The organism is Hyphobacterium vulgare (assembly GCF_042643335.1).
Lineage (GTDB): Bacteria > Pseudomonadota > Alphaproteobacteria > Caulobacterales > Maricaulaceae > Hyphobacterium > Hyphobacterium vulgare.
In genome coordinates, this window is record NZ_JBHRSV010000028.1 from 297,501 (window position 1) to 321,681 (window position 24,181).

20 protein-coding genes and 1 tRNA gene (1 of these 21 running past the window's edge) are annotated in these 24,181 nt (G+C 65.9%); 12 read left to right on the forward strand and 9 right to left on the reverse strand.

What is annotated here, in order from left to right; all coding sequences use genetic code 11:
* Positions 1–904 carry the 3' portion of a hypothetical protein gene (locus tag ACFOOR_RS13890; protein WP_343163182.1) on the forward strand. The gene continues 245 nt to the left of window position 1, outside the view, so 904 of the gene's 1,149 nt are visible here — the last part of the coding sequence; its start codon lies off the left edge, out of view; it ends in the stop codon at positions 902–904.
* A gap of 7 nt (positions 905–911) precedes the next feature.
* Here ACFOOR_RS13890 and ACFOOR_RS13895 read toward each other — a convergent pair whose 3' ends face one another.
* The gene (locus tag ACFOOR_RS13895; protein ID WP_343163183.1) at positions 912–2,036 is read right to left on the reverse strand and encodes an alpha/beta hydrolase; all 1,125 of its coding nucleotides are present in this window, start codon (positions 2,034–2,036) and stop codon (positions 912–914) included.
* A gap of 11 nt (positions 2,037–2,047) precedes the next feature.
* Entirely contained in the window at positions 2,048–2,842 is a 795-nt protein-coding gene (locus tag ACFOOR_RS13900) for an FkbM family methyltransferase (RefSeq protein ID WP_343163184.1), read from the reverse strand.
* 241 nt (positions 2,843–3,083) lie between these two features.
* Here ACFOOR_RS13900 and ACFOOR_RS13905 point away from each other — a divergent pair.
* Both ACFOOR_RS13905 and ACFOOR_RS13910 read left to right on the forward strand, forming a co-directional pair.
* Positions 3,084–3,160: transfer RNA gene (locus tag ACFOOR_RS13905), tRNA-Met, on the forward strand.
* A 270-nt stretch (positions 3,161–3,430) separates the two neighbouring features.
* Positions 3,431–4,000 carry a TMEM165/GDT1 family protein gene (locus tag ACFOOR_RS13910; protein WP_343163185.1) on the forward strand — a complete coding sequence of 190 codons (570 nt, stop codon included), beginning with the start codon at positions 3,431–3,433 and terminating at the stop codon, positions 3,998–4,000.
* Positions 4,001–4,074: 74 nt separating this feature from the next.
* Here ACFOOR_RS13910 and ACFOOR_RS13915 read toward each other — a convergent pair whose 3' ends face one another.
* Together ACFOOR_RS13915 and ACFOOR_RS13920 are read right to left on the reverse strand one after the other, a co-directional pair.
* Positions 4,075–5,706 (reverse strand): phosphoenolpyruvate carboxykinase, encoded by a 1,632-nt coding sequence (locus ACFOOR_RS13915; RefSeq protein WP_343163186.1) that lies wholly within the window; start codon positions 5,704–5,706, stop codon positions 4,075–4,077.
* A gap of 171 nt (positions 5,707–5,877) precedes the next feature.
* Entirely contained in the window at positions 5,878–6,768 is an 891-nt protein-coding gene (locus tag ACFOOR_RS13920; protein WP_343163187.1) for a pirin family protein, read from the reverse strand.
* A 174-nt stretch (positions 6,769–6,942) separates the two neighbouring features.
* Between ACFOOR_RS13920 and ACFOOR_RS13925 the strand changes: the two genes are divergently transcribed.
* The 4 genes from ACFOOR_RS13925 (at position 6,943) to ACFOOR_RS13940 (ending at position 13,867) form a co-directional block, all read left to right on the forward strand.
* Positions 6,943–8,454 carry a M28 family peptidase gene (locus ACFOOR_RS13925; protein WP_343163189.1) on the forward strand — a complete coding sequence of 504 codons (1,512 nt, stop codon included), beginning with the start codon at positions 6,943–6,945 and terminating at the stop codon, positions 8,452–8,454.
* A gap of 158 nt (positions 8,455–8,612) precedes the next feature.
* Positions 8,613–9,785: a non-hydrolyzing UDP-N-acetylglucosamine 2-epimerase gene (wecB, locus tag ACFOOR_RS13930; protein ID WP_343163191.1), complete on the forward strand. Its 1,173-nt coding sequence runs from the start codon at positions 8,613–8,615 to the stop codon at positions 9,783–9,785.
* A gap of 9 nt (positions 9,786–9,794) precedes the next feature.
* Positions 9,795–12,161 carry a glycosyl transferase family protein gene (locus ACFOOR_RS13935; protein ID WP_343163192.1) on the forward strand — a complete coding sequence of 789 codons (2,367 nt, stop codon included), beginning with the start codon at positions 9,795–9,797 and terminating at the stop codon, positions 12,159–12,161.
* A complete protein-coding gene (locus ACFOOR_RS13940) occupies positions 12,161–13,867 on the forward strand; it encodes an NfrA family protein (RefSeq protein WP_343163193.1) in 1,707 nt (568 codons plus the stop codon). The genes ACFOOR_RS13935 and ACFOOR_RS13940 overlap by 1 nt, the downstream gene beginning before the upstream one ends.
* 12 nt (positions 13,868–13,879) lie before the next feature.
* Here ACFOOR_RS13940 and ACFOOR_RS13945 read toward each other — a convergent pair whose 3' ends face one another.
* The 3 genes from ACFOOR_RS13945 to ACFOOR_RS13955 form a co-directional block, all read right to left on the reverse strand.
* Entirely contained in the window at positions 13,880–14,368 is a 489-nt protein-coding gene (locus ACFOOR_RS13945) for a hypothetical protein (protein ID WP_343163194.1), read from the reverse strand.
* A 90-nt stretch (positions 14,369–14,458) separates the two neighbouring features.
* Positions 14,459–15,271, reverse strand: a complete 813-nt coding sequence (locus ACFOOR_RS13950; protein WP_343163195.1) for a hypothetical protein — start codon at positions 15,269–15,271, stop codon at positions 14,459–14,461.
* A 51-nt stretch (positions 15,272–15,322) separates the two neighbouring features.
* The gene (locus tag ACFOOR_RS13955; RefSeq protein ID WP_343163196.1) at positions 15,323–16,252 is read right to left on the reverse strand and encodes a hypothetical protein; all 930 of its coding nucleotides are present in this window, start codon (positions 16,250–16,252) and stop codon (positions 15,323–15,325) included.
* Positions 16,253–16,456: 204 nt separating this feature from the next.
* On the opposite strand from ACFOOR_RS13955, the gene ACFOOR_RS13960 reads away from it, so the two are divergent.
* From ACFOOR_RS13960 to ACFOOR_RS13980, 5 genes are all read left to right on the forward strand, one after another.
* The gene (locus ACFOOR_RS13960) at positions 16,457–18,232 is read left to right on the forward strand and encodes an amidase (RefSeq protein WP_343163197.1); all 1,776 of its coding nucleotides are present in this window, start codon (positions 16,457–16,459) and stop codon (positions 18,230–18,232) included.
* The gene (locus ACFOOR_RS13965; protein ID WP_343163198.1) at positions 18,229–18,873 is read left to right on the forward strand and encodes a glutathione S-transferase family protein; all 645 of its coding nucleotides are present in this window, start codon (positions 18,229–18,231) and stop codon (positions 18,871–18,873) included. Before ACFOOR_RS13960 ends, ACFOOR_RS13965 begins: the two co-directional genes overlap by 4 nt.
* Positions 18,874–19,072: 199 nt before the next feature.
* Positions 19,073–21,610: a TonB-dependent receptor gene (locus ACFOOR_RS13970; RefSeq protein WP_343163199.1), complete on the forward strand. Its 2,538-nt coding sequence runs from the start codon at positions 19,073–19,075 to the stop codon at positions 21,608–21,610.
* Positions 21,611–21,734: 124 nt separating this feature from the next.
* The gene (locus ACFOOR_RS13975; protein ID WP_343163200.1) at positions 21,735–22,802 is read left to right on the forward strand and encodes a hypothetical protein; all 1,068 of its coding nucleotides are present in this window, start codon (positions 21,735–21,737) and stop codon (positions 22,800–22,802) included.
* 1 nt (position 22,803) lies between these two features.
* Positions 22,804–23,277, forward strand: coding sequence for a hypothetical protein (locus tag ACFOOR_RS13980; protein ID WP_343163202.1), 474 nt, complete (start codon positions 22,804–22,806; stop codon positions 23,275–23,277).
* A gap of 3 nt (positions 23,278–23,280) precedes the next feature.
* On the opposite strand, the gene ACFOOR_RS13985 is transcribed toward ACFOOR_RS13980, so the two are convergent.
* Complete coding sequence (locus tag ACFOOR_RS13985; RefSeq protein ID WP_343163204.1) at positions 23,281–23,766, reverse strand: CC0125/CC1285 family lipoprotein; 486 nt, start codon at positions 23,764–23,766, stop codon at positions 23,281–23,283.
* A gap of 68 nt (positions 23,767–23,834) precedes the next feature.
* On the reverse strand, positions 23,835–24,152 hold the full coding sequence (locus ACFOOR_RS13990; protein WP_343163205.1) for a heavy metal-binding domain-containing protein: 318 nt from the start codon (positions 24,150–24,152) through the stop codon (positions 23,835–23,837).
* Positions 24,153–24,181: the final 29 nt, after the last annotated feature.

A 24,181-nucleotide genomic window follows, 5' to 3' on the forward strand; every position in this document is an offset into this window, starting at 1 on the left:
CAAGGCGATCATCGAGCTGGCCCAGCCGATGGAGCAGCCGTCCGGCGAGGCACGAGGCCGGGGCTTTTCGATCCGCTATTATGACGAGGCCCGCGAACGATGGGTGATGGCCCAGCACTGGCCGAACCCGCAATTCGACGGCGTCGCCTTCCTCGATCAGTTGACAGGCCACGCCGATCACGGGCGGATCATGGTCTATTCCTCGGCGCTTCAGCAGACATCCGATGCCGGACGACCGACGATCCGCCGCTATCAGTTTTCCGACATTACCGGGGACCGCTTCCGGTGGGACGGGGCCAACACGACCGACAATGGTGACAGCTGGACGACCTGGATGGTCGTCGATTTCGACCGCGCCGGCCCGCAACCGGATCTGCCCGCGACGTCGGCGGCCTTTCCGGGTCAGGACGAGGATCTGCTCTGCACCGAGCCGCCGCACGGCGCGCTGGACCGGCTGGAAGGCGTGTGGTCCGGCACAGCCCTGTCTCCTGACGGAACGTCCGAGCCCGCACGCCTGACCGGCACGCGAATGCTTGATGGCTGCGCGGTGCTCGTGGTGTTCGAACGCCCCGAGAGTGGCTATCGCAGCTTCACCTTCTGGAGCTACGCCCCGATCTTTCAGCGCTGGTACGCGCTCTATCTCAACAACCAGCCGGGCGAGGGGCATCGCTACTATGCCGGCGGTGTGGCTGAGGAGGGCGCATGGTTCGGCGCCCTGCCGGGCGCGGCCATCGCCGACGAAACCACGCCCTTCATTCGCAATGCGGCCGGCGACCTGCCCAATGCACCGGCGCGCATCGGCTGGACCACGCTGGACGACGACCACGTCGTCTTCCGGGTCGAGGTGCGAGGCGCGGACGGGGAATATGCCATGCGCCGCGTGTACGACCTGTCGCGCGACTAGCCGCGCTTCACTTCCGTACGAGCGCCCGCACGGGAAGCGACACGATGCTGGCGGCCAGAGAGAAGATCGTATCGGCCGGCCCCCCGTTTTCGCGTGTCGAACGCCCCATCAGGGCGGCTTCCAGCGCGCCGCTGGTGACCATGTTCATCAAAGTCGGGGAACTGGCGAAGGTGGTGTGGTTGAACCCACCGCCGTCGCCGAAACGTGTCAGGTCGATGATCGTCACGCCCAATGCGGTCAATTCCTCAGCGTGATTGCCAAGGCCCACGCGCGGGGCGCGCTCGCCGCGCAGCAGGCTTGAAAGCGCCAGCAGGCGATCACGATGTGAAACGATGACGACCAGGTGCTCGGGCATCGCGGCCAGCGAGCCGACTTGGTCCCGGAACACATCGCTGTCGATGTCGGGCGAGGCGAGAATGACCGCGTCGAGACGTTCGATCACTCCGGTCTCGCCGTGAAGACTCAGTTCGCGCAGCGCTTCCATGGCCAGGAGCGCGCCCATGGAGTGAGCGATCAGGGTGATCGAGTCAGCTTCGCTGCGGGCGAGCAACTCCACGGTCCGGGCCAGCCCGCTTCGGCTGAATTGCGCGCTGTCCCGGTCGTAGAGATAGGACGAGACCTGCCCCGCGGACGGCCAGGCGAAGTGAACGCCAACGGCATCCGACTGGAAGTCGGTCAGGATCTGCGCGTTGAGATACAACCCGTTCGAAAACGGGGTGTTGAAGCCGTGTACGAACAGCACGGCATGCCGGTCGCCTTGCGGCAAGCTCTCAAGCTGTGTGTTCAAGCGATCGAGGAAGGCATCGACGTTTTCAATCGGAGCATAGCCTGTCAGGGCGAACTCCCGTGCCGGGTCGAGTCGCTGGCCCGGATAGTCGATCTCGCCGGGATCGCGCTGGTTCGGAACCCAGACCCCCGTTTCGGCGAAATTCAGCTTCGGAGAGCGGGCATCGGTGAATCGCCGGCCGGGTTCCTCGCTCGGCATGCGCACGCTGGCGACGAGCAGGGTCCGGACCTCGCCCTGTCCGGCTTCGGGCGTGATGACCGGCATGCGGGCAATTGGCGTGGCACACGCCGTCAGAAGGCATGCCAAGAGACAGCCGGTCATGGCTGCACGGAGGGTCGCGAACATGCGCCGCGCGGTCACACTTCCAGCGCCGTGTTGCGCCCGGTGTCCATCACGACGCGGTAGCCGGCGGCTTCCGCCATCGCGACCGGATCGCGGCCGGACAGATGCGGCAGGCGTTCAAGGACGAGGCGTTTCGGCCAGCGCGTCTTGGGTGCCGTAGCGAAGAAGGCTTCCAGAATTTCCGGCTCGGCGCCTTCGACGTCGATCTTGATCGCATCGGCTTGGCCGATACCGGCCGAGTCGAGCAGGTGCACGAGGGTGACGGCCTCGACGCTCAGCCCGCCTTCGCCGATCAGGCCGCTTTCGCCGCGATTGTGCGTGTTTTCGGTGAAGGACAGCATGCCGGCCTGTCCCGCCACTGCGACGGGTCGTACCTCGATCCGGTCGTCAAAACCCGATGCTGAAATGTTGAAGCGCAGCCGCTTCAGCATTTCCGGCTGCGGCTCGATCGCCAGGATGCGGCCGGGCCCGTCGGGCGCAGCCGCCAGCGTCAACGAATAGAGACCGAAATTCGCCCCGATATCGATGAAGCTGCTCTCGGGGCGCAGCGTCTCGATCAGATAGTCGAGTTCGCGCCGTTCCAGCTTGTCCGGCCGCGCAAGTGCGCGTTTCTCGGAGAGATTGTCCCGCGGGTGCAGGCGGGCGCGAAACCCGTTCACCTCGATATCGACCGGACCGGGATTGAGCCAGGCCACAGGCCGCACCGCCAGGCCAAGACCGCCGCGCGACGCCTCGATCAGCGATTTCCGGAAGCCTGTCGGGGCATGCTCGCCCCACACGGAAGGGGTGGTTTCAGCGCTCTGTGTCATGGGGTGGAGACTTAGCCCGGCCTGCCACTGCACGCCAAGCTGTTCCGCACACGGACCCGCCCTTGCATCCTCTGCGCCCATGCTCTAGATACGCCGCTCCCCCGGATCAACGGGGGCGCGCGGCAAGGCCGCATCTGACGCGGGGTGGAGCAGCCCCGTCCGCCCGCAGCGGGTTTCCCGCGAGGACGGACAAATGAGACGGAACCGGGCTGCGGCTCTTTTCCGGATCTGCTCACACTGACGCGGGGTGGAGCAGCCCGGTAGCTCGTCAGGCTCATAACCTGAAGGTCACAGGTTCAAATCCTGTCCCCGCACCCAAAATGAAGGCCCTGCCGCAAGGCGGGGCCTTTTCCTTTTTGCCGCCGCGTCCGGTTTGACACGAGGGTGCGATATGGTACCCACGCCGCGTCACTTGGGGAGTAGCCACCGCCTGCGGGCGGACCCTCGCGTCAACACACTCGGCCGGCAGGCCGTGGCGCGTCGGGAATGGATTTTCCGTTCAGGCAAGACCGAGGACATCGCGTCACCGCATGCCGGGCGGGGGACGGGATGTCTTTGGTTCATTGTCTGCCCGGCTGGAATGCTTCCATGGACGCGCTTTTCACATCCACTCTCGTCGTGGCCCTTGCCGAGATCGGCGACAAGACGATGCTGCTCGCCATCATCCTGGCGGCGCGCTTCAACCGGCCGGTTGCCATCATTCTGGGCATTCTCGCCGCTACGCTGGCCAATCACTTCCTCGCGGCGCTCGTCGGATCGCAGGCGGCGTACTGGCTTGACGGTTTCTGGTTCCGGCTCGCCGTCGCCCTCTCCTTCATCGCGATGGGGCTCTGGACCCTCATTCCCGACAGGTTCGAAGACGACGACAAGCCGGCGGCATCGCGCTTCGGGGCCTTCACCGCGACGCTGGTCGCCTTCTTCCTGGTCGAGATGGGTGACAAGACCCAGGTGACGACGATCGCGCTCGGTGCCCGGTTCGAGAACGCCGTGCTGGTCACGATCGGCACCACGGCCGGCATGATGCTGGCGAATGTTCCCGCAGTTCTGCTCGGCGACCGGATACTTCGCCGAGTGCCGTTGAACGTCGTGCGGTATCTCGCCGCCGGCCTGTTCGTTGTGATCGGGCTGTGGATGCTGCTCGCGTTGCTTGGCGGTTGACACCTTCGCATGCGCTGGCCGCGAAAAAAAGGCGCCCCGCAGGGCGCCTTTTCCAATTTGCGATGAGGGCAGGCCTATTCCGCGGCGAAGCGAGACAGGGCGGCCTGGTTCACCCGCGGCGCGGCCGCGATGACATAAGGCGCGACATGGTCCTCGTACTTGGCGAAATTCTCGATGAACATCGCTGCAAGGCGGGCGGCCTGGACGTCATAGGCGTCGCCATCAGCCCAGGTCGAACGCGGGTTCAGGATCTGGTCGTCGACGCCGGGAACCGAGGTCGGTACCATGAAGCCGAAATTCGGATCTTCGCGGTAGGTCGCATTCTTCAACGAACCGTCGAGGGCCGCGTTCAGAAGCGTGCGCGTCGCCTTGATCGGCATGCGGTGACCGGTGCCATAGGCGCCTGATGTCCAGCCTGTATTGACCAGCCAGCAATCGACATCGTGCTCGGCGATCAGTTCGCGCAGCAACGCGCCGTATTCCGCCGGATGGCGCGGCATGAAGGGGCCGCCGAAACAGGCCGAGAAGGTCGCCGTCGGTTCCTTCACGCCCTTTTCCGTGCCGGCCACCTTGGCGGTATAGCCCGACAGGAAGTGATACATCGCCTGCGCCGGCGTCAGTTTGGCGATCGGCGGCATCACGCCATAGGCGTCGCAGGTCAGCATGACGAGATTGCGCGGCTGACCGCAGCGCCCGGTGGCGCTGGCGTTCGGGATGGCGTGGATCGGATAGGCCCCGCGGCTGTTTTCCGCCAGCGTCGCGTCATCGAGATCGAGCTTGCGCGTGACCGGGTCCATCACGACGTTTTCCAGCACCGTGCCCCACTGTTTCGTGGTGGCGAAGATTTCCGGCTCGGCTTCGGCCGACAGGCGGATCATCTTGGCGTAGCAGCCGCCTTCGAAATTGAAGAGGCCGTTTTCCGACCAGCCATGCTCGTCGTCGCCGACCAGGGTGCGGCTGGCATCGGCCGACAGCGTCGTCTTGCCGGTGCCCGACAGGCCGAAGAAGATCGCAGCATTGTCGTTCTCGGTCGTGTTGACCGAGCAATGCATCGGCATCACGCCCTTCGCGGGCAGGAGGTAATTCAGGATGGTGAAGACCGACTTCTTGGTCTCGCCAGCATAGGACGTGCCGCCGATCAGCACCATGCGGCGGTTGAAGTCGACCGCGATGATCGTCTCGCTGCGGCAGCCATGGCGGGCCGGATCGGCCTTGAAGCTCGGCAGGTTCACGATCGTGAACTGGGCTTCGAAATCATTGAGTTCGTGTGCTTCCGGGCGGCGCAGCAAATGGCGGATGAAGAGATTGTGCCAGGCCAGTTCGTTGACGATGGTCACCGGCAGGCGATGGTCGAGATCGGCGCCGCCGAACAGGTCCTGCACGAAGAGCTCCTTGCCCTTCATGTGGGTCTTGAAGTCTTCCCAGAGCGCCGCGAACTGGCCGGGCGTCATGGAGGCGTTCTTTTCCCACCACACCGTGTCTTCGGTGGTCTCGTCGCGAACCGTGAACTTGTCGTTGGCGGAGCGGCCGGTATGCAGGCCGGTCTTCACGACCAGCGGGCCGCCTTCGGCGATCTCGCCTTCACCGCGCTTGACGGCTTCCTCGTAGAGCGCGGCCTCGTTGAGATTGCGGTAAACTGCGGCGGCACCTTCGATACCCAGATGCTCCAGACCCGTCGCTTGGCCGTTCGTTGCCACTGAAGACATGTCGTCCCCCGTCTCAGCAGGTCGCGCGCCTGTTGCCGGCCCGCCTTACCCGATCCACTTCACCTTACCCCGAGCGAACGCCGGAATCACCCCCGTCTGGGTCGTTCCGGGACGCCGCGTGCGGGCCGCTATAAAGGAAGAGCAAGCCGCCTGCCAGTCTGTCCGTTGTGGCTAGCTGTCATCAGGTAACGGAATATGTTCGGATTCTCCCGGAGGCAGTCTGAACACGCTGTCCCTGAAACCGGCTTCCGCCGAGGCTGCCCAGTCGCGTTTGGCTTGTTCTATGCGCTCCGGGCGGCTGGAAACGAGATTCCAGAAAATGCTGCGCTTCCCGGCCAGCGGTGCGCCGCCGCACACAAAGACATGCCCCTCGGTGAGGGCGCGGATCTCCGGTTCATGCCCCGGCTCGAGCACGGCCATCCTTCCCACCGGCAAGACTTCGCCATCAATCGTGATGTCGCCGGTCGCGGCATAGACCGCCCGGTCCTCGTGTTCGGCAGGCACGCTGAAGGCGCTGCCTTCCGGCATCCGCGCATGGATGTAGAGGGTGGGCGAGAACACTTCGACCGGCGAAACCCGGCCGTGCGACGTGCCCAGGATCAGGCGCAGCGTCGCCCCGCCTTCATCCCATTCGGGCAGGCTCGCCGCCGGATGATGGTGGAAGGAGGGTTCGATTTCCTCCAGGTCTCCGGGCAGGGCGATCCAGGTCTGGATCCCGCTCATCGTGAAGCCGCGCTCTCGCGCTTCCGCCCCAGTCCGCTCGGAATGGACGATGCCGCGTCCGGCCGTCATCCAGTTCACGTCGCCGGGGCGGATCGTCTGGAAACACCCCAGGCTGTCATTGTGATCCATCTCGCCTTCGATCAGATAGGTGACGGTCGCCAGGCCGATATGCGGGTGAGGGCGCACATCAATCCCCTTGCCGGGCGCGAAGGTCGCCGGTCCGATCTGGTCGAAGAAGATGAAGGGGCCGACGGTGCGGCGGCCGGCGGCCGGCAGGACGCGGCGAACGGAAAACCCGCCGATATCGCGTTCGCGGCCCTCGATCATGCGCTCGATCATGATGCATCTCCTGCTGGTTCACTGCGCAATCTAACCTCGCACGGTCCGACTTGAACCCGCCGCTCCGCGCAAACGTCATTCCGGTTTGGAACAGATACGCGCAGTCCCCGGCGTTGAGCCGCCGCACGGCCTCGGCTAGCGTCGCTGCGGATTTCAATTCGGGGAGTGGGTAGCATGCGATTGAACATGCCGATGACTGCCATCGTGGCGGCCGCCTTGCTGGCGGCACCGTCCTTTGCACAGGACGGATACGAGATTCCGTCCGATCTTGCCGAAACGGCGACCGGTCTGGCCGAGGCCGGGCTGGAAAGCGATCTCGCCTGGCAGGTCCTCGAAAGCCTGACGACCGAGATCGGTCCGCGCCTGGGCGGCAGCGAGGCCGAGGCCCGCGCCCGCGACTGGGGTGTGCGGACGCTTACCGAGCTGGGTTTCGAGAATGTCCGCATCGAGGAATTCGAGATGCCCTACTGGGAGCGCGGCGAGATCGAGACGACGCTGGTCAGCCCCTTCCCGCAGGCCGTCTTTGCGACCGAACTGGGCGGGTCTGCTGCCTCGCCGGAGGGCGGGGTAACGGCGGAGATCGTCTTCTTTGAATCCTTCGAGGAGCTTCAGGCTGCGCCGGCCGGGTCGCTCGAAGGCCGCATCGCCTACGTCAATGATCGTATGGTTCGCGCCATGAACGGGTCGGGCTATGGGCCGGCGAACCGCAAGCGCAGCCTTGGCTGGATCGAGGCGCAGGCGCGCGGTGCGGTCGCACTCGTGATCCGTTCAGTCGGCACGGACAGCCACCGTTTCCCGCATACCGGCATGATGTCGCGCCCGAACCAGCGCACCATCGATCAGGGCGGGCTGTCCCAGGTGGCTGCGGACTACCTTGTTGCAACCTATCCCGACATTGCCGAACAGGCCGCGCGGGCGCAGATCCCGGCGGTGGCGGTCTCGGGGCCGGATGCCGACCAGATCGAGCGCACCCACCGCATGGGCGAGACGATAGAGATGCATGTCGCCACCTCCGGCGGCTGGCAGGAGATGACCACGTCCGGCAATGTGATCGGCGAGATCGTCGGTCGCGAGAATCCGGACGAGATCGTCGTGATTGGCGGCCACCTCGACAGCTGGGACGAAGGCACGGGCGCGATCGATGACGGTGCCGGCATCGCGATCACGGTTGCAGCGGCCCGCCTGATCGCCGAACTGCCGGAAAATCCGCGCCGCACGATCCGCGTCGTGATGTTCGGGGCAGAGGAAGTCGGCCTGCTCGGCGGCTTCGCCTATGCCCAGCTTTATGCCGACAGCCTCGGCGATCACGTGGTCGCGTCGGAGTCCGACTTCGGCGCCGGCCGGGTCTGGCGCTTCTCGTCGAATGTCAGCGAGGCGGGCACCGGGGCGATGGATGCGGTCGGGCGGATCCTCGAGCCCTATGGCGTCATCCGCGGTGAACGCAACGGCGGCGGCGGCGGTCCCGACATCACCCCGATGGTGATGGCCGGCGGCGTGCCGACCTTCCGCCTCGAACAGGACGGCACCGACTATTTCGATCTGCACCACACGCCGGACGACACGCTCGACAAGGTCGACCCCGACGCCCTGGCCCAGAATGTTGCCGTATGGGCCGCCACGACCTTCCTCGCCGCGGAGCTCGATGTCGAATTCCGAACGGCAGATGAACAGGATGGCCCCAACTAGGCCGGATTCGAGCGGCTTTGAGGCAGGCCCGCCCCGATTGGGGCGGGCTTGTCCATATTAATCTTTCATTTGCCATGCCGCGGCGTCATTGCCTCCACATCGGCTGACGACAACTGACCCCGTCAACGGTCCCGAGGGACCAACTGCTGGGGGCAGTTATGAAGATCGTTCTCGTCGCGGGCACCCGCCCGGAAGTTATCAAGCTCGCGCCGGTTCGCGCCGCCGCGCTCTCCCATCCCAATGTCTGCGTCGAGTGGATCGCCACCGGTCAGCACACCACGCTGGCCGACCAGGCGATGGAGATGTTCACGCTGCGGCCCGACCGGCGCCTGGCGCTCGACTGGGACGGGTCCAGCCTGACCAGCCTGACCGGCGCACTGGTCAGTGAACTGGGGGCCGCGCTCGCCGACGCGAAACCCGACATGGTTGTAGTGCAGGGCGATACCGCGTCGGCCTTCTCCGGCGCCGCGGCTGCGCACCTGAACCGCATTCCCGTGGCCCATGTCGAGGCCGGTCTCAGAAGCGGAGACTTCGCCAATCCCTTCCCCGAGGAAGGCTTCCGCCGCCTGATCACGCCGATCGCGGATCTCAACTTCGCGCCGACGCGCGACGCGGCGAAGAATCTGCGCAATGAGGGCATTGCCCGCGGCAAGGTTTTCGTTACCGGCAATACGGTGATCGACGCCGTACTGGAGATCGCCAAGCAGGACCGGGTTCCCGAGGTTCTGAGCCGCGCGAAGCCCGGAGAACGCCTGGTCCTGGTGACGACGCACCGCCGCGAGAACTGGGGCGAGGGCGTGTCGAACATCTGCTCGGCGATCCGCGCCCTGCGCAGCGCCTATAACGATATCCGCTTCATCCTGCCGGCCCATCTCAATCCGCGCGTGCGTGACACCGTGGCCGCCGAGCTGGCGGGCGAGGACCGGATCGAGGTGATCGAACCGCTCGCCTATCCCGATTTCATCGCGGTTCTGAAGAACTGCACCCTGGTCCTGTCGGACTCGGGCGGCGTTCAGGAAGAAGCGCCCAGCTTTCGGATTCCCGTCCTCGTTCTTCGTGAAAGGACCGAACGTATGGAAGCCGTGAAGGCCGGAACCGCGAAACTCGTCGGCACCGACCGCGAGACCATTGTCCGGGAAGCCTCGCGCCTGCTGGGTGACGAGACGCGCCGCCGCGCCATGATGCGGTCCGGCAACCCGTTCGGTGACGGGAAATCGTCCGAGCGCATCGTCCGCGAAATCGCGAAATTCTGCCGTGTGACGCTGGCCGAGCCGGCAAACGCAGCGGGTGCGATCAACCCCGTTGGCGCTGCGGCGTCGGCGCGTGCATGAGGCCGCGCCATGACCGCCCAGCTCATATCCGCGGCGGCCCCCGTCCTCGCTGAACTCGGTCAGCTTGGCGACTGGCTTGGCTCCGACGATTTCCGCAACGATGCGGGGGCGGCCGTGCGCCTGTACTGGGCCATCCTGTCGGGCCTGACGGCCTATTCCGCTATCGCGATCTTCCTGTCCTCGATCGATGACGCCTTCATCGACCTCTACTACTGGATCTACCGTGCCCAGCGCCTGATCACGCGCCCCTTCCGCAAGGTGCCCAGCCTGAAGAAGCTGCACGCCCTGCCGCAGAAGCGTTTCGCCGTGATGGTGCCCGCCTGGCAGGAAAGCGACGTCATCGCGCGCATGCTCGTCCACACGCTAAAGACGATGGACTATGCGCAATACGACATCTTCGTCGGCACCTATCCCAATGATCCGGACACGATCGCGGAGGTCGACCGCGTCGCGCGTCAATATCCCCAGGTGATCCGCGCCAGCGTCGGTCATGCCGGCCCGACGTCGAAGGCGGACTGCCTCAACTGGGTGATCGCCAACATCACCAAGGTCGAGGAAGAGCGCGGCCAGAAATACGACGCCATCCTGATGCAGGACAGCGAGGACGTGATCCATCCGCTCTCCTTCAAACTGGTCAACGCCTATCTCGACCGCGCCGACATGCTGCAGCTGCCGGTCCTGTCCATGCCGCGCAAATGGACCGCGCTGGTGGCCTGCCACTACATGGACGAGTTCGCCGAATGGCACACCAAGGACCTGCCCGTGCGCGCCAGCATGACCGGCCAGGTGCCGTCCGCGGGCGTGGCGAGCGCCTTCTCGCGCCGTGCGATCCAGCTTCTGTGCGACGAGCGCGACAACCAGCCCTTCAACACGGACTCGCTGACCGAGGACTATGACATCGGCCAGCGCCTCTACGAGGCCGGCTTCAAGTCCGAATTCGTGCGCTACCGCGCCAGGACGGCGGTCGCCGAGCGCAAGGCGCGCCTTCGCCCCGGCATGGTCACGACCTACAAGCGCCAGCTTGTCTGTACGCGGGAATTCTTCCCCGACAAGGCCAAGTTCTCGATCCGCCAGAAGTCGCGCTGGATGCTCGGCATCTCCTTCATGGGCTGGAAGCAACTCGGCTGGGTTGGTCCCGCCGCCCACCGCTATTTCCTCTACCGCGACCGCAAGGCGATCTGGACCGCGCCGACCGGCATGCTGGCCTATGCCATCGTTTTCCAGTGGGTGATGTATGCCGCGCTGGTCTCGCTGGTGCCGTCCACGGGCGGACTGCCGCCGCTGATCGACCCGAATTCCTGGCTGTGGACCATCGTCCAGATCAACTTCATCTTCCTGGTGAACCGCGTCCTGCACCGGGTCATCTTCACCGGCGCGGCGCACGGCGTGAAATACGCCATCCTCGCGCCCGTCCGGATGGTGATCGCCAACTATATCGGCTTCATGGCGTGCTGGCGGGCCGGCCGCCGCTGGGCCTGGCACCTGATGTCCGGCACGCGCCTGACCTGGGACAAGACCGCCCACGCCTATCCCTCGATGGAGGAGCTTCAGGCCGCCGGCGCGGCGAATGCTGCCAAGGCCCGCCGCCTGGGCGACATCCTCCTCTCCTGGGGCATGGTCGGTGATGCGGAACTGGAAGCCGTCGTGGCCGAGCAGCGCCGCCAGTATCGCCCGCTGGGCCTCGCCCTGCTCGACAATGCCCTCGTCACCGAGGACGAGTTGGCGACCGCCTTCTCCGACCTGACCGGCCTGCCGCGCATCGATCTCGACCCGCTGAAGACCGAGCCGGCGCTCCTCAAGCGCATCCCGCAGGCGCTCGCCGCGCGGCTGACGGCCTATCCCTATGGCCGCGAGAATGGCTCCATTCATGTCGCCATCGCCGAGCCGATCACCGAGGACCAGCGCGCCATGCTGGAAAAGGCCGCCGGCAAGCCGGTGAAGCTGGCCTTCGCGCCGCTGAGCGACGTCGCCTTCGGCATCCGCTTCGGCTGGAACCGCGCCGAGCTCGACACCGATCTGCGTGCCGACCGCGTGCTGACGCAGATGACCATGCTGGCGGGCGAGGAAAGCGCCAATGTGTGGAAGCACATCCGCCGCCAGTGGACGCGCGCGGGCGATCTCCTCGTCCGGCGCGGCGCGCTCAGCCACGACCAGCTGATGGCGGCACTCGACCGAATCTACACGACCGGCGAACGCCTCGGCGACCATCTGCGGGCAAACCGCATCGTCCGCCCGGTCGATATCGCCGCGCTCGACGCCGCCCAACCGAAAACACCCTTCGGCTTTGTTCATGTCGCCACACGTCTCGGCTATCTTAAGGATGCCGATCTCGCCGAAGTGGCGGCGAAGCAGCCGGAAATCCTGGAGAACGCGTGATGTCCAAGACGCCGAAAACCCGCCGTCATCGCCGCCTGCTTCTGGCCACCTCCGCGCTGATCTTCGGCCTCGCCGCCTGGCCAGCCGGGGCGGAGCTTGACCCGGCGGAGCTGGAAGCCCTGCGCATCCGCGCCGTGGAACTGGCCAATTCGAACCAGTGCGCCGAAGCGCTACCGCTGATCGAGGCGGTGGCCGCGTCGAGCCATCAGGCGATTGACTGGATGGTCGCGGCGGAATGCGCCGTGCGAGATGGCCAGCCCGAACGCGCCGCCGATGCCTACTGGCAGGCGGTGACCTACCGCGACCAGTTGCCCGAGGCGCAGGCGCTCAATGCGCTGCGCGGGCTCGGCTACCAGGCTGAAGCCGCCGGGCAGGCGACCCGGTCCCTCATTGGCTGGGAAGCGGCCTCGCGCCTCTCCAGCCTCGCCTCCGACCGGTTGATGGCCGCCCGCGCCGCGCGAATGGATAACCGTCCGGGGCAGGCGATGGCCCGCCTCAACGCGATCGACCCGGGTGAACTTCACGGCCCTTCGCTCGCCCTGTTCTACGAGGAAAAGGCCCGCTCCATGGCCGATGCCCAGCCCGACGCGGCGGCGGCCTATTACGAGCGTGCCGTCGCGGTCGAGGATGCGCCCTACCGCCAGTATGAGCTGGGCCTGCTCTATGACCGGCTGGACCGCCCGGTCGAGGCGCGCCGCGCCTTCGATGCCGCGCTGGCCGGCGATCCGGACAATGTCACCATCGTGCTCTCCGCCGCCTATGCCGCGCGCCGGGGCGGGCAGGATGCCCGCGCCGCGGAGCTCTTCCGCCGCGCCCTGCGGCTCGACCCGAGCCGCAACGAGGTGCGCGAGGATCTCGGCTATGCGCTGATCGCCGCGGGCGATCGCCAGGGCGCTGCAGGGGCCTTCCGCGCGGCGCTCGACAATGGCGTGGCGGGCGAGGGCGAGGAGGCCGAACTTCACCGCTACCGCCTGCGCCGCGAGATCGAGCAACTCGAGCGCTCGACCTATGGCTATGCCTTTGCCGGCTACCGCTCCGAAGCCGCCATCCCGAACCCGCTGCAGCAGGGCGCGTCGGAAACGCAGGTCGGCGCGGAGGCCGGCTGGCGGCCGGACGCGCTGCGCGATGTCGGCGGCGGCGTCACGATTTACGGGCGGGGTTATGTCTCGACCCAGCCCGGCGACTTCGATCTCAACGAGGACACGCTGCAATTCGGCGCCGGCGCGCGCTGGCGGCCCTTCCGCGATCACGACTTCAATCTCAGCGCCGAACGCCTGATCGCTGGCGGCGATCTCGCCCGCGATGCCTGGCTCTTGCGCGCCTCATACGGCTGGACGGACGGCTATGACTGGAACCCGGTGCGGGACAACTGGAACTACACCGCGCTCTACGCCGATGTCAGCTACATCCCCGACGACCCGCAATTCCTCTCCGCCTATGCCTCGGTGCGCCAGGGCCGCCGCTTCCGCGTCGCCGACCGCTGGGCGGTCACGCCCTATGTCGTCGCGGTGGCGCAGACGACCGATGACAGCTTCACCACGCGCGAGCGGTTCGAGGCCGGGCCGGGCGTGTCCCTCAGCTACTGGTTCGACGAGGACCGCTACACCGCCCCGCGCCAGCGTGTCGATTTCGAGCTGGAATACCGCGAGAGTCTCGCCGGCGACGGCGACGACGCGGTCATCGGCCGCGTGGTGTGGAGTTTTTAGGGTGGCTTCAGCCTAAAGCGAAATATAGTCCTTTAAGGCGTTGACCGACGCTAGACCGAGCCAAGCGAAAATCACCGTGCCCACGAGCAGAGCGACCGGTTGATCGCTGGCACCCACGGTCAGCCAGCCGCCACCCATGGTCAGCCAGAACGCAAGCGGAGGGACGAGACCGAAGATCCAAGAAAATAATCGAGGCACGACGATGACAAGAATTGCAACGGCAATAAGGAATCCCAAGAGCATACCCAAGGAAACTGGGTGCGCCTCGGCGAAAAATTGCTGCCACATCCCAAAAATGATCTCAGGGGGCCCGGCGGACACATACAGGATTTCACTGTCGGGGAGCAGATCGGCAAAAACTGTATCGAGTCCGATGCTTCGAGAGCCGAGGCCCAGCGTCATGATCCCGGTCGTTCCCCACAAAAATGCTGCCAAGATCAAACCAAACAGAACGCTGATCGGACTCGAGCTGCCACCAAAGGACACGATATAATAACGCATATTCCTGCTCCCCTATTCCCTGCTCGAAAATAGGGTTCAGGACTGCCCTGATATCAAGTCGAATCTCTCGGTGGGTGTCGATAGAAATGACTAACCCACCGCCCCACTCCCCCCCGGCAGCTCGCTCCAGTAGGCCCGGACGCCGAGCTGGCGGAAGACAAGGTCCCAGTAGTCGCGAAGCGGGCCGGCCTGGTCTTCCTCCCACCCCGCGCGGGGGATGAGGCGGATTTCGAGCGTCACGCCCATCAGCCCGTCACCATGCTGCGCCTCGAGCGCGCGGGCGACCTCGACCGGGTCGGGCAGGCGGTCCTCGATCGAACCGCGGCCGCGGCCATAGACGGTGAAGATCTCCGAGTTCTGCAGCATGTCCGAGACGAGGACGATGTGACGCCCCGGCACGGAGCGGTCGAAGCTGTCCTCGTGCGTCAGACCCGCGAGCGCTTCGAGGATCGGGCTTTGCGGCGCGTCCTTCGGCGTGACGAGGTCGGCCAGCGCGGTCTGCAGCGGCCCGGCGAACAGCGCCTCGTAGCGCGCCTGGATGCGTTCCGGATTGCGGTAGAGCGGGTTCACCTGTTCGCCGCTACCCGGATTGCACAGCGAAAAATTATTGGTGTCGGAGAGATTGCCGTTCTCGTTCAGCTCGAACAGGGACAGGCGTTCACTCACGCCGAGCCGGTCGCGCTCATTGAGGATCACGCCGGCAATCGCCTCGGCCTGTTCCATGGAATAGAGGTCGGTCTTGTCGATGATCACCACACGGTGGGGCGGGGTGACGCCCACGACGCACAGCGTGTCGCGGTCGTATTCTTCCGGCTGCAGCGTGATGGCGAGATAGCTGATCCCGGCGAGCACGCCCGCGACGACGATCAGGTTGAAGATACCGAGTGCGTCACGCCCCGACATGGCAGTCCCCCCTGTGAAGCGGCATCAGCCTAGACGGTCGGAGGGGCCGCGTCAGCGGCCGATCCGTTCCCGCTCGCTGAGGTCGCTGGCCATCTCCATCAGGAGGTGTTCGGCCTCGGCGACCTGTTCCGGCGCCGCCAGGCGGCCCGACGCGGCCTTCTTCAGCGTGCGGTTCAGCTCGCGCGCCGACTTCTCGGCATTGCGCTGGACCACGCCGTAGCCCGGCAGGGCGTCGTCGAAGGTGCGGCCCTTGAAGGCGGCGATCGCCGCGAAGGTCAGGCCGAGCGTGAGCAGGAGATAGGCTTCCAGCGTCTGCAGGCCGAACGGGTTTTCGAACATGTGCGGCAGCGGGGCCAGGATCGCGCCCGTCACGTCCGCGCCGCCCATCGCCAGCGATGCGGCATTCAGTTCGAGCAGGTCGCGGTAGTGCGCCGCGGCAAGGTTCAGCACCACGATGAAGGCAATGGCAATCGGCAGGCCGATCGCGGCCGGCACGAAGAACCACAGCTTCTTCGGGTTCATCAGGTGGCGAAGGCACAGGAAGCCGATCAGGAAGAAGCTGGCGATGACATTGGTGAAGGACACCGTGATCGCCTGCAGCCAGCCACCAAGCAGGCCGAGATCGGAACCCGTCGAGAAGAAGTAGGCATTCGCCAGACCTTCGAACAGGACCAGGCCCGCGAGGATGGAGAAGTGCAGCATGTGGCTTTCGGGATAGATCGCCGCGCGCTCGATGCCCTTCGGCGATTTCGCCGGGTCGGCGCTCGCCGCCGGGGCGTCATAAGCCCAGCCGTGCGTGGTACGGAAAAGCTTCAGATTGGCGAAGGCGCGGTTGGCGCGTGCGATCGCGAACTGCAGATCATAGTCGCGCTGTTGGGCGCTGGTGCCGCGGGAAATGGAAAAACGCGAACGCTGTTCCTGCTGCGGCTCTCCTTCACGGAGATATTGCCGGCTCCCGAAATCTTCGATGTTTGCAGCCATTTCGCCCCTCGCTTTTCAAAAGGTCAGTCAGCCCCGCCGCTTTCGCGACCTGTCATGGTTAAGAAGCAAATGTGGCGAATTGGGGCGGTCCGTGAGTCCATTTCTGGATCATCCCGGACCATTTCGGGATGAAGATTGACAGGAAGCATTCATGTTTCATCTCCTGCAGCACGCCTGAACGGCACCAGAACGGGGAGGGGAGACATGTCCGATCGCCACACGACGCGGCGCCGAATGCTGCAGGGGCTGGCTGTGGGGGCGGCGGGGCTCGCCGCCGGTCGCGCCGGCGCGCAGGAACAGAATGCGCCGCAATCCGTCCCCGGAGCGCTCGGCGCCGAATCGCCGGCCGCCGAGGCCGCCGCGATCACGCCGGATACGATCGCCCACGCCGAACGCGTCTTCGGTGTCACCTACACCGATGCGGAACGGGAAATGCTGGTCGAGGAGATCGACCAGTGGATCGACCGCATGGTCCGCCTGCGCCAGGTCGACAAGCCGAACACGCTGGCGCCCGCCACGATTTTCGATCCGCGCCTGCCCGGTCTCGCCTACCGCGAACAGGGCGGCACGGTGACCGGCTCGGGCCGCGCAGCGGGATCGCTGCCGCGTAATGACACCGACATCGCCTTCGCCCCGGTCTGGAAACAGGCCGAGTGGATCCGCTCCCGCCAGATCACCTCCCGCCGCCTGACCGACATCTACCTCGCGCGCATCGCGCAGCACGGTCCGCGCCTGGAATGCTTCGTCACCGTCACCGCCGATATCGCACGGCGCGAGGCCGATACCGCCGACGCCGAGATCGCCGCCGGGCGCTATCGCGGCCCGCTGCACGGCATTCCCTATGGCATGAAGGACATTATCGACGTCGCCGGCGTGCGCGGCACCTGGGGCGCGACGCCCTGGCGCGACCGCATCGCCGAACACGACGCCGTCGTGACGACGCGCCTGCGCGAGGCGGGGGCGGTCCTGCTCGGCAAGACCACCAACGGCGCGATTGCCTATGGCGACCGCTGGTTCGGCGGCATCACCCGCAACCCGTTCAACACCGATGAGGGCTCTTCGGGCTCCAGCGCAGGGTCCGCCTCGGCCACGGCCGCCGCGCTCGTCGGCTTCGGAATCGGGACCGAGACGCTGGGCTCCATCGTCTCGCCCTCGCACCGCTGCGGCACGACCGGCCTCAGGCCCACTTTCGGCCGCGTCCCGCGCGAAGGGGCGATGGCGCTGTGCTGGTCGCTCGACAAGGTCGGCCCGCTCTGCCGCTCGGCCGAGGACACGGCCTTCGTCCTCGCCGCGATCAATGGACACAATCCCACAGAGTCCGGCTCGCTGGGCCATGGCTTCGACTGCGATGCCGGGCGCGACGTGCGCGGCATGCGCGTTGGCTACAACCCGCAATGGTTCGAGAACGCCGCCGACCCGGACCGCGCCGCTTTGCAGGCCGCACGCGATGCCGGCGTCGAACTGGTCGAGGTCTCGATGCCGGACCTGCCCTATGACGCGCTGTTCGCCGTCGTCGAGGCGGAATCCGCCGCCGCCTTCGAACAGCTGACGCTGAGCAATCAGGATGACAGCCTCGTCTGGCAGGACGCCGCGGCCTGGCCGAACACCTGGCGCCGGGCGCGCTTCATCTCGGCGGTCGACATGGTCAATGTCGACCGGCTGCGCCGCCAGGTCATGACCGCCGCCCACGACATGTTCTCCGGCGTCGATGCGGTGATCGGCCCGAACTTCGCCGGGGCGATGCTGGTCATCACCAACTTCACCGGCCATCCCTGTCTCGCCTTCCGCTCCGGCTTCGTGAACCAGCGCACGCGGACCATCTTCGGCGGCACCGCCAACGAGGACGAGACCGAATACCGTGTGCCCTATGCCTCGACGCTCTGGGCACCCCTGTTCGAGGAAGGCAATCTCGTCGCCCTCGGCCGTGCCATCGAGGAGCGGCTTGGCGTCGCCGACGAGCGCCCGGAGGCTTTCGCATGAGGCTCGACGATCACGTCTTCTACGACTGCGCCACCGCGCCGAGTCCGCGCCGGTCGCGGATGTTCATCGCAGAGAAAGGGATCGAGCTCGAAACCGTCCAGGTCGATCTCCGGACCGGCGAGCACCTTCAGCCGCCATACCGGAAACTCAATCCGCGCTGCACCGTCCCGGCGCTCAAACTGCCGGACGGCACGGTGCTGGGCGATACCGCCTCGATCGCGCGATATCTTGAAGAGGTCTGCGCCGAACCGCCGCTGATGGGGCGCACGCCGGTGGAAAAGGCGCTTGTGGCGGAATGGAATGCGCGCGCCGAGATGGAAGGGCTCATGGCCGCCGCCGACGCCCTCAGGAATTCCAGCCCGGCGCTCAAGGGCCGCGCCCTGCCGGGTCCGGAAGGCTATGAGCAGATCCCGGCACTCGCTGAACGCGGCCGGAAGCGGATGGCCGTCTTCATGTCCGTACTCGATACTCGATTGCAGGACGTGCCCTGGCTCGCTGGTGACGCCTTCTCCAATGCCGACATTACCGCCTTCATCTTCGTCGAGTTCGCCGCCTGGGTGAAAATCCGTCCGGAAGCGGACATGTCCGCGCTGCGCGAGTGGCAGGAGGCAATCCGGGCCCGGCCGAGCGCGTCGGCGTAAGGCCTCGCAAAAGTGTGTCGTTCTCGCAACAAATTTCGGAAAACCATGTGACAGGCCCCGAAACAGGCGCTTGGGGCGGGGTTTGAGCCGGGGATACCCCTTCTTTGAATCGCCGCTTTGCGGCATGTTTGACGACAAGGTCCGGCAAAGGGCCGCTTTAGAACTCGGCCACGGGCCGGGAACCGGGAGGACAGTTAAGATGAACATCCGCGTTACGCGCGCAGCGCTGCTGGCTGCCGCCTCGTCTGCCGTTCTGATGGCTCCGAGCGCTTTCGCTCAGGAAGAGGAACAGACGGCCGGCCGCACCATCGACACCATCGTCGTGACCGCCCAGAAGCGCGAGCAGGGCATCCAGGACGTTCCGATTGCCGTGACGGCCTTCACCGCCGAACTGCTGCAGAATTCCGGCGTCCGCGACATCAAGGACCTGACGGTTCTCGCGCCGGGCCTGAACGTCACCTCGACCTCCAATGAGTATTCGACCACGGCGCGTATCCGCGGCGTTGGTACGGTCGGTGACAACCCGGGTCTCGAGAGCTCGGTCGGCATCGTGATCGACGGCGTGCCGCGCGCCCGCAACGGCGTCAGCTTCGGCGACCTCGGCGAGATCGAGCGCATCGAAGTCCTGCGCGGCCCGCAGGGCACGCTGTTCGGTGCGAACACGTCCGCGGGTCTCATCAACATCGTCACGGCCGATCCGGAATTCGAATACGGCTATAATCTGGAAGCCGGCTACCTGACCGGCGGCGCGGACGGCTACCGTCTCGCCGGCAGCGTCACGGGCCCGATCGTCGACGACTTCCTCGCTGTCCGCCTCTATGCGGCCCGCGGCAATCGCGACGGCTTCCTTGACGTCCAGACCTTCGGCGGCCCGCGCACCAACGCAGAAGACAACGACCAGGACTTCGTGACCATTCGCGGCCAGGCGCTGTTCAACCTCGGCACGCGCGGCGAGTTCCAGCTGACGGCCGATGTCACCAACCGTGACGAGAATTGCTGCGGTGCGCCCAGCATCGTCTCCGGCCCGACCTCGCTTGCCCTCAACGCGCTGGTCCCGGGTTCGCGCCCGACGCCGGGCAATGAGGCGCCGTTCTCGCGCGTCGTCCAGGCCAACCGCGACACCACGCAGGACGTGACCGACGGCGGATTCCAGGCGGAGTTCACCTACGATTTCGACAATTTCGAACTCGTGGCGGTCGGCTCGGTCCGGGATTACTCCCTGATCACCGGTCAGGACACCGACTTCACGGGCGCCGATGTCGTCTACCGCGACCCGACCCGCAACTCCTTCGACTTCGGAAACGCCACCGCCGAGCTGCGCCTGCAGGGCACGGCCGGCAATTTCGACTGGATGGTCGGCGGTTTCTACAGCCAGGAAGACCTGACCCGTCGCGATGCGATCCAGTATGGCGTTCACTTCGAGCCCTATCTCGGCCTGCTGGGCGGTTCGCCAACCCTCGTGACGACGCTGGCCAACGGCCTCGGTCTCACATTCATCCCGGGCTACACGCCTCTGGCGGTCGGCCAGGGCGCTCCGGCCGGCGGCGGCAACAATCTGGGTGACACCTACGAACAGGAAGCCAGCACCTTCGCCCTGTTCACGCACAACACCTGGGCGGTTGGCGAAAATACCGACCTGACCTTCGGTGTCCGCTGGACCGACACGACGAAGGACGCCCGCGCGGACTTCTCGCCGTCCAACGTGCCGGCCTGTGATGTCTGGGAGACCGTCTTCGGCGAAGCGCTCGACTTCACCACGGCTCAGAACCAGGCCATCCTCGCCGGCTTCTCGCAAGCCACCCAGATTCCGGTCGCCAGCTTGCTGCAGTTCGGTACCTTCACCTGTCTGCCGGGCGCGCGGGATGTCTACTCGAACATCAATTTCGACCAGTCGCGTTCGGAAAGCGAACTGACCGGGATCCTCTCCCTGTCGCACCGCTTCAACGACGACTTCCTGATGTACGGTACGTACTCGCGCGGCTACAAGGCGGGCGGTTTCAACCTCGACCGCTTCGAACAGGCGGGCGCCCAGCGCGTCGACTTCCAGTCCATCCTGAACGGCAACGCGGTCTATCCCGCGCAGTTCGAACCGGAACTGGTCGACAGCTTCGAGCTTGGCTTCAAGACCGAAGCGTTCAACGACACGCTGCTGGCTAACCTCTACCTGTTCTACTCCGACTTCGAGACCTTCCAGCTCAATACCTTCAACGGCATCGCCTTCTTCGTGACCTCGCTCAACGAAGGCGCGACGACCCGCGGTGCGGAACTGGAACTGCTGTGGCTGCCGACCGACAACCTGACCCTTCAGGGCGGCATGACCTACGCCGACGCGCAGTACAATGACTTCGCGGCGACCGGCACGCCGGACGTGGACCGCCTGTCGGGTGCCACGATGTCGCTGGCTCCGGAATGGTACACCTCGGGTGCCATCACCTACCGGGCGCCGATGGGCGGCAACATGGAGTGGCTGGCGCACCTCGATGGCCGCTACGTTTCCGAACAGAATACCGGTTCAGACCTCGACCCGGAGAAGATCCAGGAAGGCTATACGCTCCTGAACGCCCGCCTCGGCATCGGCGCGCAGGACGAAAGCTGGGCTCTGGAACTCTGGGCACGGAACCTCACCGACGAGGATTACATCCAGGTCGGCTTCGACGGTCCGTTCCAGCCGGGTTCGTTCAACGCCTTCCTCGGTGCGCCGCGCACCTGGGGCGTGACGCTTCGGGCACGCCGCTAGGCGGGGGGACGCCAAACGGCATTGAGGGGCCGGGGCGGCAACGCCCCGGCCTTTTCTTTTCCACAATCACTGGATACCCACGGCGAAACTTCCTATTTCGGGGCCTGAACCGGCGGGGCGGTCTATGGCGAAGCAATTGCCCATCTTCAGCGAACGCGTCTGGCGCATCCTTGGCGCCGGGCTGGTTGCGTTCGTTTTCGTGGGCGTGATCGGCATCCATGTTTCCGGCGTGTCGGCCGGTCAGCTTGAACGCCAGCTTCTCGACAATGCCGACGACGCGCTGGCCGGGCGCGAACATGCCTGGGCTCATGTCCGCATGGACGGGCAAAGGGCGATTCTCGAAGGCCGCGCGCCAAGCGAGGCCGCACGCCTCGATGCGGTGTCCGCTGCCTTGCGCTCCACCTGGTCGGGCGGCGAGATTGCCGGCGGCGTGACGCGTGTGATCGATTTGACGACGCGCACGGATTTCGAAACCGTCTTCGCATTCCGCGCGACGGCGTCCAACGGGCGGATCACGATCCTCGGCGATGCCGTCGGCGACCGTGCGGTCCGTTCAATCACCGATTACGCCTCACAGCTCTTTCCCTCCGGTCACGAAGTCGCTCTCGAAGTCGTCGAGGACGGTTCGTCTCCGACCGAAGACTGGGAAACCGCGGCCAAGCGGATCATCGCCGAACTGGCGCGCCTCGAGCGCGGCACGGGTGTGCTCTCCGGCCAGGAGATCGGGATGTACGGGCAGGCGGGAAGCGATCAGACCGCTCGGTCGGTATTGAATATCTCGGCCGATCTGCCCGACGGTTTTACTGCCTCGGCCTATCTGGTCGACCGCAATGACCGTACCCATGCCGACATTGCCAGCGTTGCAGGATGCGATGCCGTGGTTCGCGCCGCCCGTGCTGACGAGTCGATCCGCTTCACGCCGGGGCAGGCAGGCCTGACGCCGGCTTCGCGAGACGCCGTCCGCCGCATCGGCGAGATTCTGACCGCGTGCCCGCCCGCACGCGTTACCGTTTCGGTCCGCGTGACCGGCGATCCGGGCGAGGCATCGATCGCCCTCACCGAAGCGCGCGCGCAGGAAGCGATGGATGTTCTGGCCGATGTCGGGCTTTCCCCCGAACGGCTGTCGTGGAATGCGTCTGAATCCCAGGCGGAAATCATCCGGTTCGAAATCGTACCGGCGGAAGGAGAATAGAATGCTCTGGCTGATCTGGCAGATGTGGTTCCTTTTGGCGCTCGCGCTCGGGATCGGCGTCGTCATCGGCTGGCGCATCTGGGGCGCCTCGCCGGATTCAGACGGCCGTTCTCTGGCTGCCGCACGTGACGAGGTCGAGCGACTGCGCCGCGAGAATGACGATCTGCACCGCTCGCTTGCCCTGGCGCGCCGTGATCGGGAGACGACCGGGCAGCCAATCGCCGCCGCCGGCACACCGGCCCCGCCGGCGATTGCCGAACCGGTGCTGGGTGAAGACGAAGACGACCTGCAGGCGATCAAGGGACTCGGCCCCAAGGCGGCCCAGGCGCTCAAGGCGGGCGGGGTGGTGCGCTATTCGCAGATTGCCGCATGGACGGCGGACGACATTGCCCAGTGGGACACCGATCTCGGCGCCCGCGGCCGCATTGTCCGCGACGACTGGGTGGGGCAGGCGAAAACGCTGTCGGTCCGCTAGGCCCTAGAGCGGCGGTACATTGTCCAGAACGTCCTGCGAATCGTAGACATTCGGTTGAAGCGGACGAGGCCCGGCCCCGCCGAGCACTTCCAGAGTCACCGTCTCGCGCCGTTCGCTGCCGGGTGAAAAGCTCAGCCCCACCCCGACACCCGAGGCCCGGAAACCGCCTGATCCGAAGCTCTGGCCGACGCTGACACCGCCGCGCACAGGACTGTCTCCGGAACCGCTCTGGTCGCGGCTGTCATTCACGACCCGGAACCACGTATAGCCATTGTCGAGGGTGAGTTCCGCCGCCCGGCGAAGCGCCAGGTCGGCAACCCGCGGCGACGGCAGATCGGACCCGCCGGTGAAGCTGACACGCCAGCGATTGTTCTCGATCCGCGTCTCCCGGTAGCCGGGATCGCGGGCACTGTCCGCCGGCGCATAGACGCTCGGACTGGCGCAGGCGGCGAGCAATGCGGTTGATACGAGTATGGCGAAACGGCGCATGGTCAGGCTCCCGGCATTGAGTCCCTCAACCCAGTATACGCCATTTCGCGAATTTGCGTTCCGGCTCGCTAGATCGTGACCGCCGTGCCGCTGGCCGAGACCATCAGCATCGAGCCCTGTTCGCCGATCACCTCATAGTCGAGATCGACGCCGACGACGGCGTTCGCGCCGCGCTTCTGGGCCTCTTCCTGCAATTCCTGCAGGGCGATTTCCCGCGCTTCACGCAGGGATTTCTCATAGGAACCGGACCGCCCGCCGACGATGTCGCGAATGCCGGCGAACAGGTCGCGGAAGATGTGAGCGCCGAGAATGGCTTCGCCGGTGACGACGCCCTTGTACTCGCGGATGATCTTGCCTTCGATGCTCGGCGTGGTGGTGACGATCATGGGGAGGTCTCCTTTTCTGTCTGAAAAGG

What these genes read in the sequence shown, in the direction of transcription:
- ACFOOR_RS13895 (WP_343163183.1), bottom strand. Translation starts at nt 2,036, where the DNA reads ATGTTCGCGACCCTCCGTGCAGCCATGACCGGCTGTCTCTTGGCATGC.
- ACFOOR_RS13900 (WP_343163184.1), bottom strand. Translation starts at nt 2,842, where the DNA reads ATGACACAGAGCGCTGAAACCACCCCTTCCGTGTGGGGCGAGCATGCC.
- ACFOOR_RS13910 (WP_343163185.1), top strand. Translation starts at nt 3,431, where the DNA reads ATGGACGCGCTTTTCACATCCACTCTCGTCGTGGCCCTTGCCGAGATC.
- ACFOOR_RS13915 (WP_343163186.1), bottom strand. Translation starts at nt 5,706, where the DNA reads ATGTCTTCAGTGGCAACGAACGGCCAAGCGACGGGTCTGGAGCATCTG.
- ACFOOR_RS13920 (WP_343163187.1), bottom strand. Translation starts at nt 6,768, where the DNA reads ATGATCGAGCGCATGATCGAGGGCCGCGAACGCGATATCGGCGGGTTT.
- ACFOOR_RS13925 (WP_343163189.1), top strand. Translation starts at nt 6,943, where the DNA reads ATGCGATTGAACATGCCGATGACTGCCATCGTGGCGGCCGCCTTGCTG.
- wecB (WP_343163191.1), top strand. Translation starts at nt 8,613, where the DNA reads ATGAAGATCGTTCTCGTCGCGGGCACCCGCCCGGAAGTTATCAAGCTC.
- ACFOOR_RS13935 (WP_343163192.1), top strand. Translation starts at nt 9,795, where the DNA reads ATGACCGCCCAGCTCATATCCGCGGCGGCCCCCGTCCTCGCTGAACTC.
- ACFOOR_RS13940 (WP_343163193.1), top strand. Translation starts at nt 12,161, where the DNA reads ATGTCCAAGACGCCGAAAACCCGCCGTCATCGCCGCCTGCTTCTGGCC.
- ACFOOR_RS13945 (WP_343163194.1), bottom strand. Translation starts at nt 14,368, where the DNA reads ATGCGTTATTATATCGTGTCCTTTGGTGGCAGCTCGAGTCCGATCAGC.
- ACFOOR_RS13950 (WP_343163195.1), bottom strand. Translation starts at nt 15,271, where the DNA reads ATGTCGGGGCGTGACGCACTCGGTATCTTCAACCTGATCGTCGTCGCG.
- ACFOOR_RS13955 (WP_343163196.1), bottom strand. Translation starts at nt 16,252, where the DNA reads ATGGCTGCAAACATCGAAGATTTCGGGAGCCGGCAATATCTCCGTGAA.
- ACFOOR_RS13960 (WP_343163197.1), top strand. Translation starts at nt 16,457, where the DNA reads ATGTCCGATCGCCACACGACGCGGCGCCGAATGCTGCAGGGGCTGGCT.
- ACFOOR_RS13965 (WP_343163198.1), top strand. Translation starts at nt 18,229, where the DNA reads ATGAGGCTCGACGATCACGTCTTCTACGACTGCGCCACCGCGCCGAGT.
- ACFOOR_RS13970 (WP_343163199.1), top strand. Translation starts at nt 19,073, where the DNA reads ATGAACATCCGCGTTACGCGCGCAGCGCTGCTGGCTGCCGCCTCGTCT.
- ACFOOR_RS13975 (WP_343163200.1), top strand. Translation starts at nt 21,735, where the DNA reads ATGGCGAAGCAATTGCCCATCTTCAGCGAACGCGTCTGGCGCATCCTT.
- ACFOOR_RS13980 (WP_343163202.1), top strand. Translation starts at nt 22,804, where the DNA reads ATGCTCTGGCTGATCTGGCAGATGTGGTTCCTTTTGGCGCTCGCGCTC.
- ACFOOR_RS13985 (WP_343163204.1), bottom strand. Translation starts at nt 23,766, where the DNA reads ATGCGCCGTTTCGCCATACTCGTATCAACCGCATTGCTCGCCGCCTGC.
- ACFOOR_RS13990 (WP_343163205.1), bottom strand. Translation starts at nt 24,152, where the DNA reads ATGATCGTCACCACCACGCCGAGCATCGAAGGCAAGATCATCCGCGAG.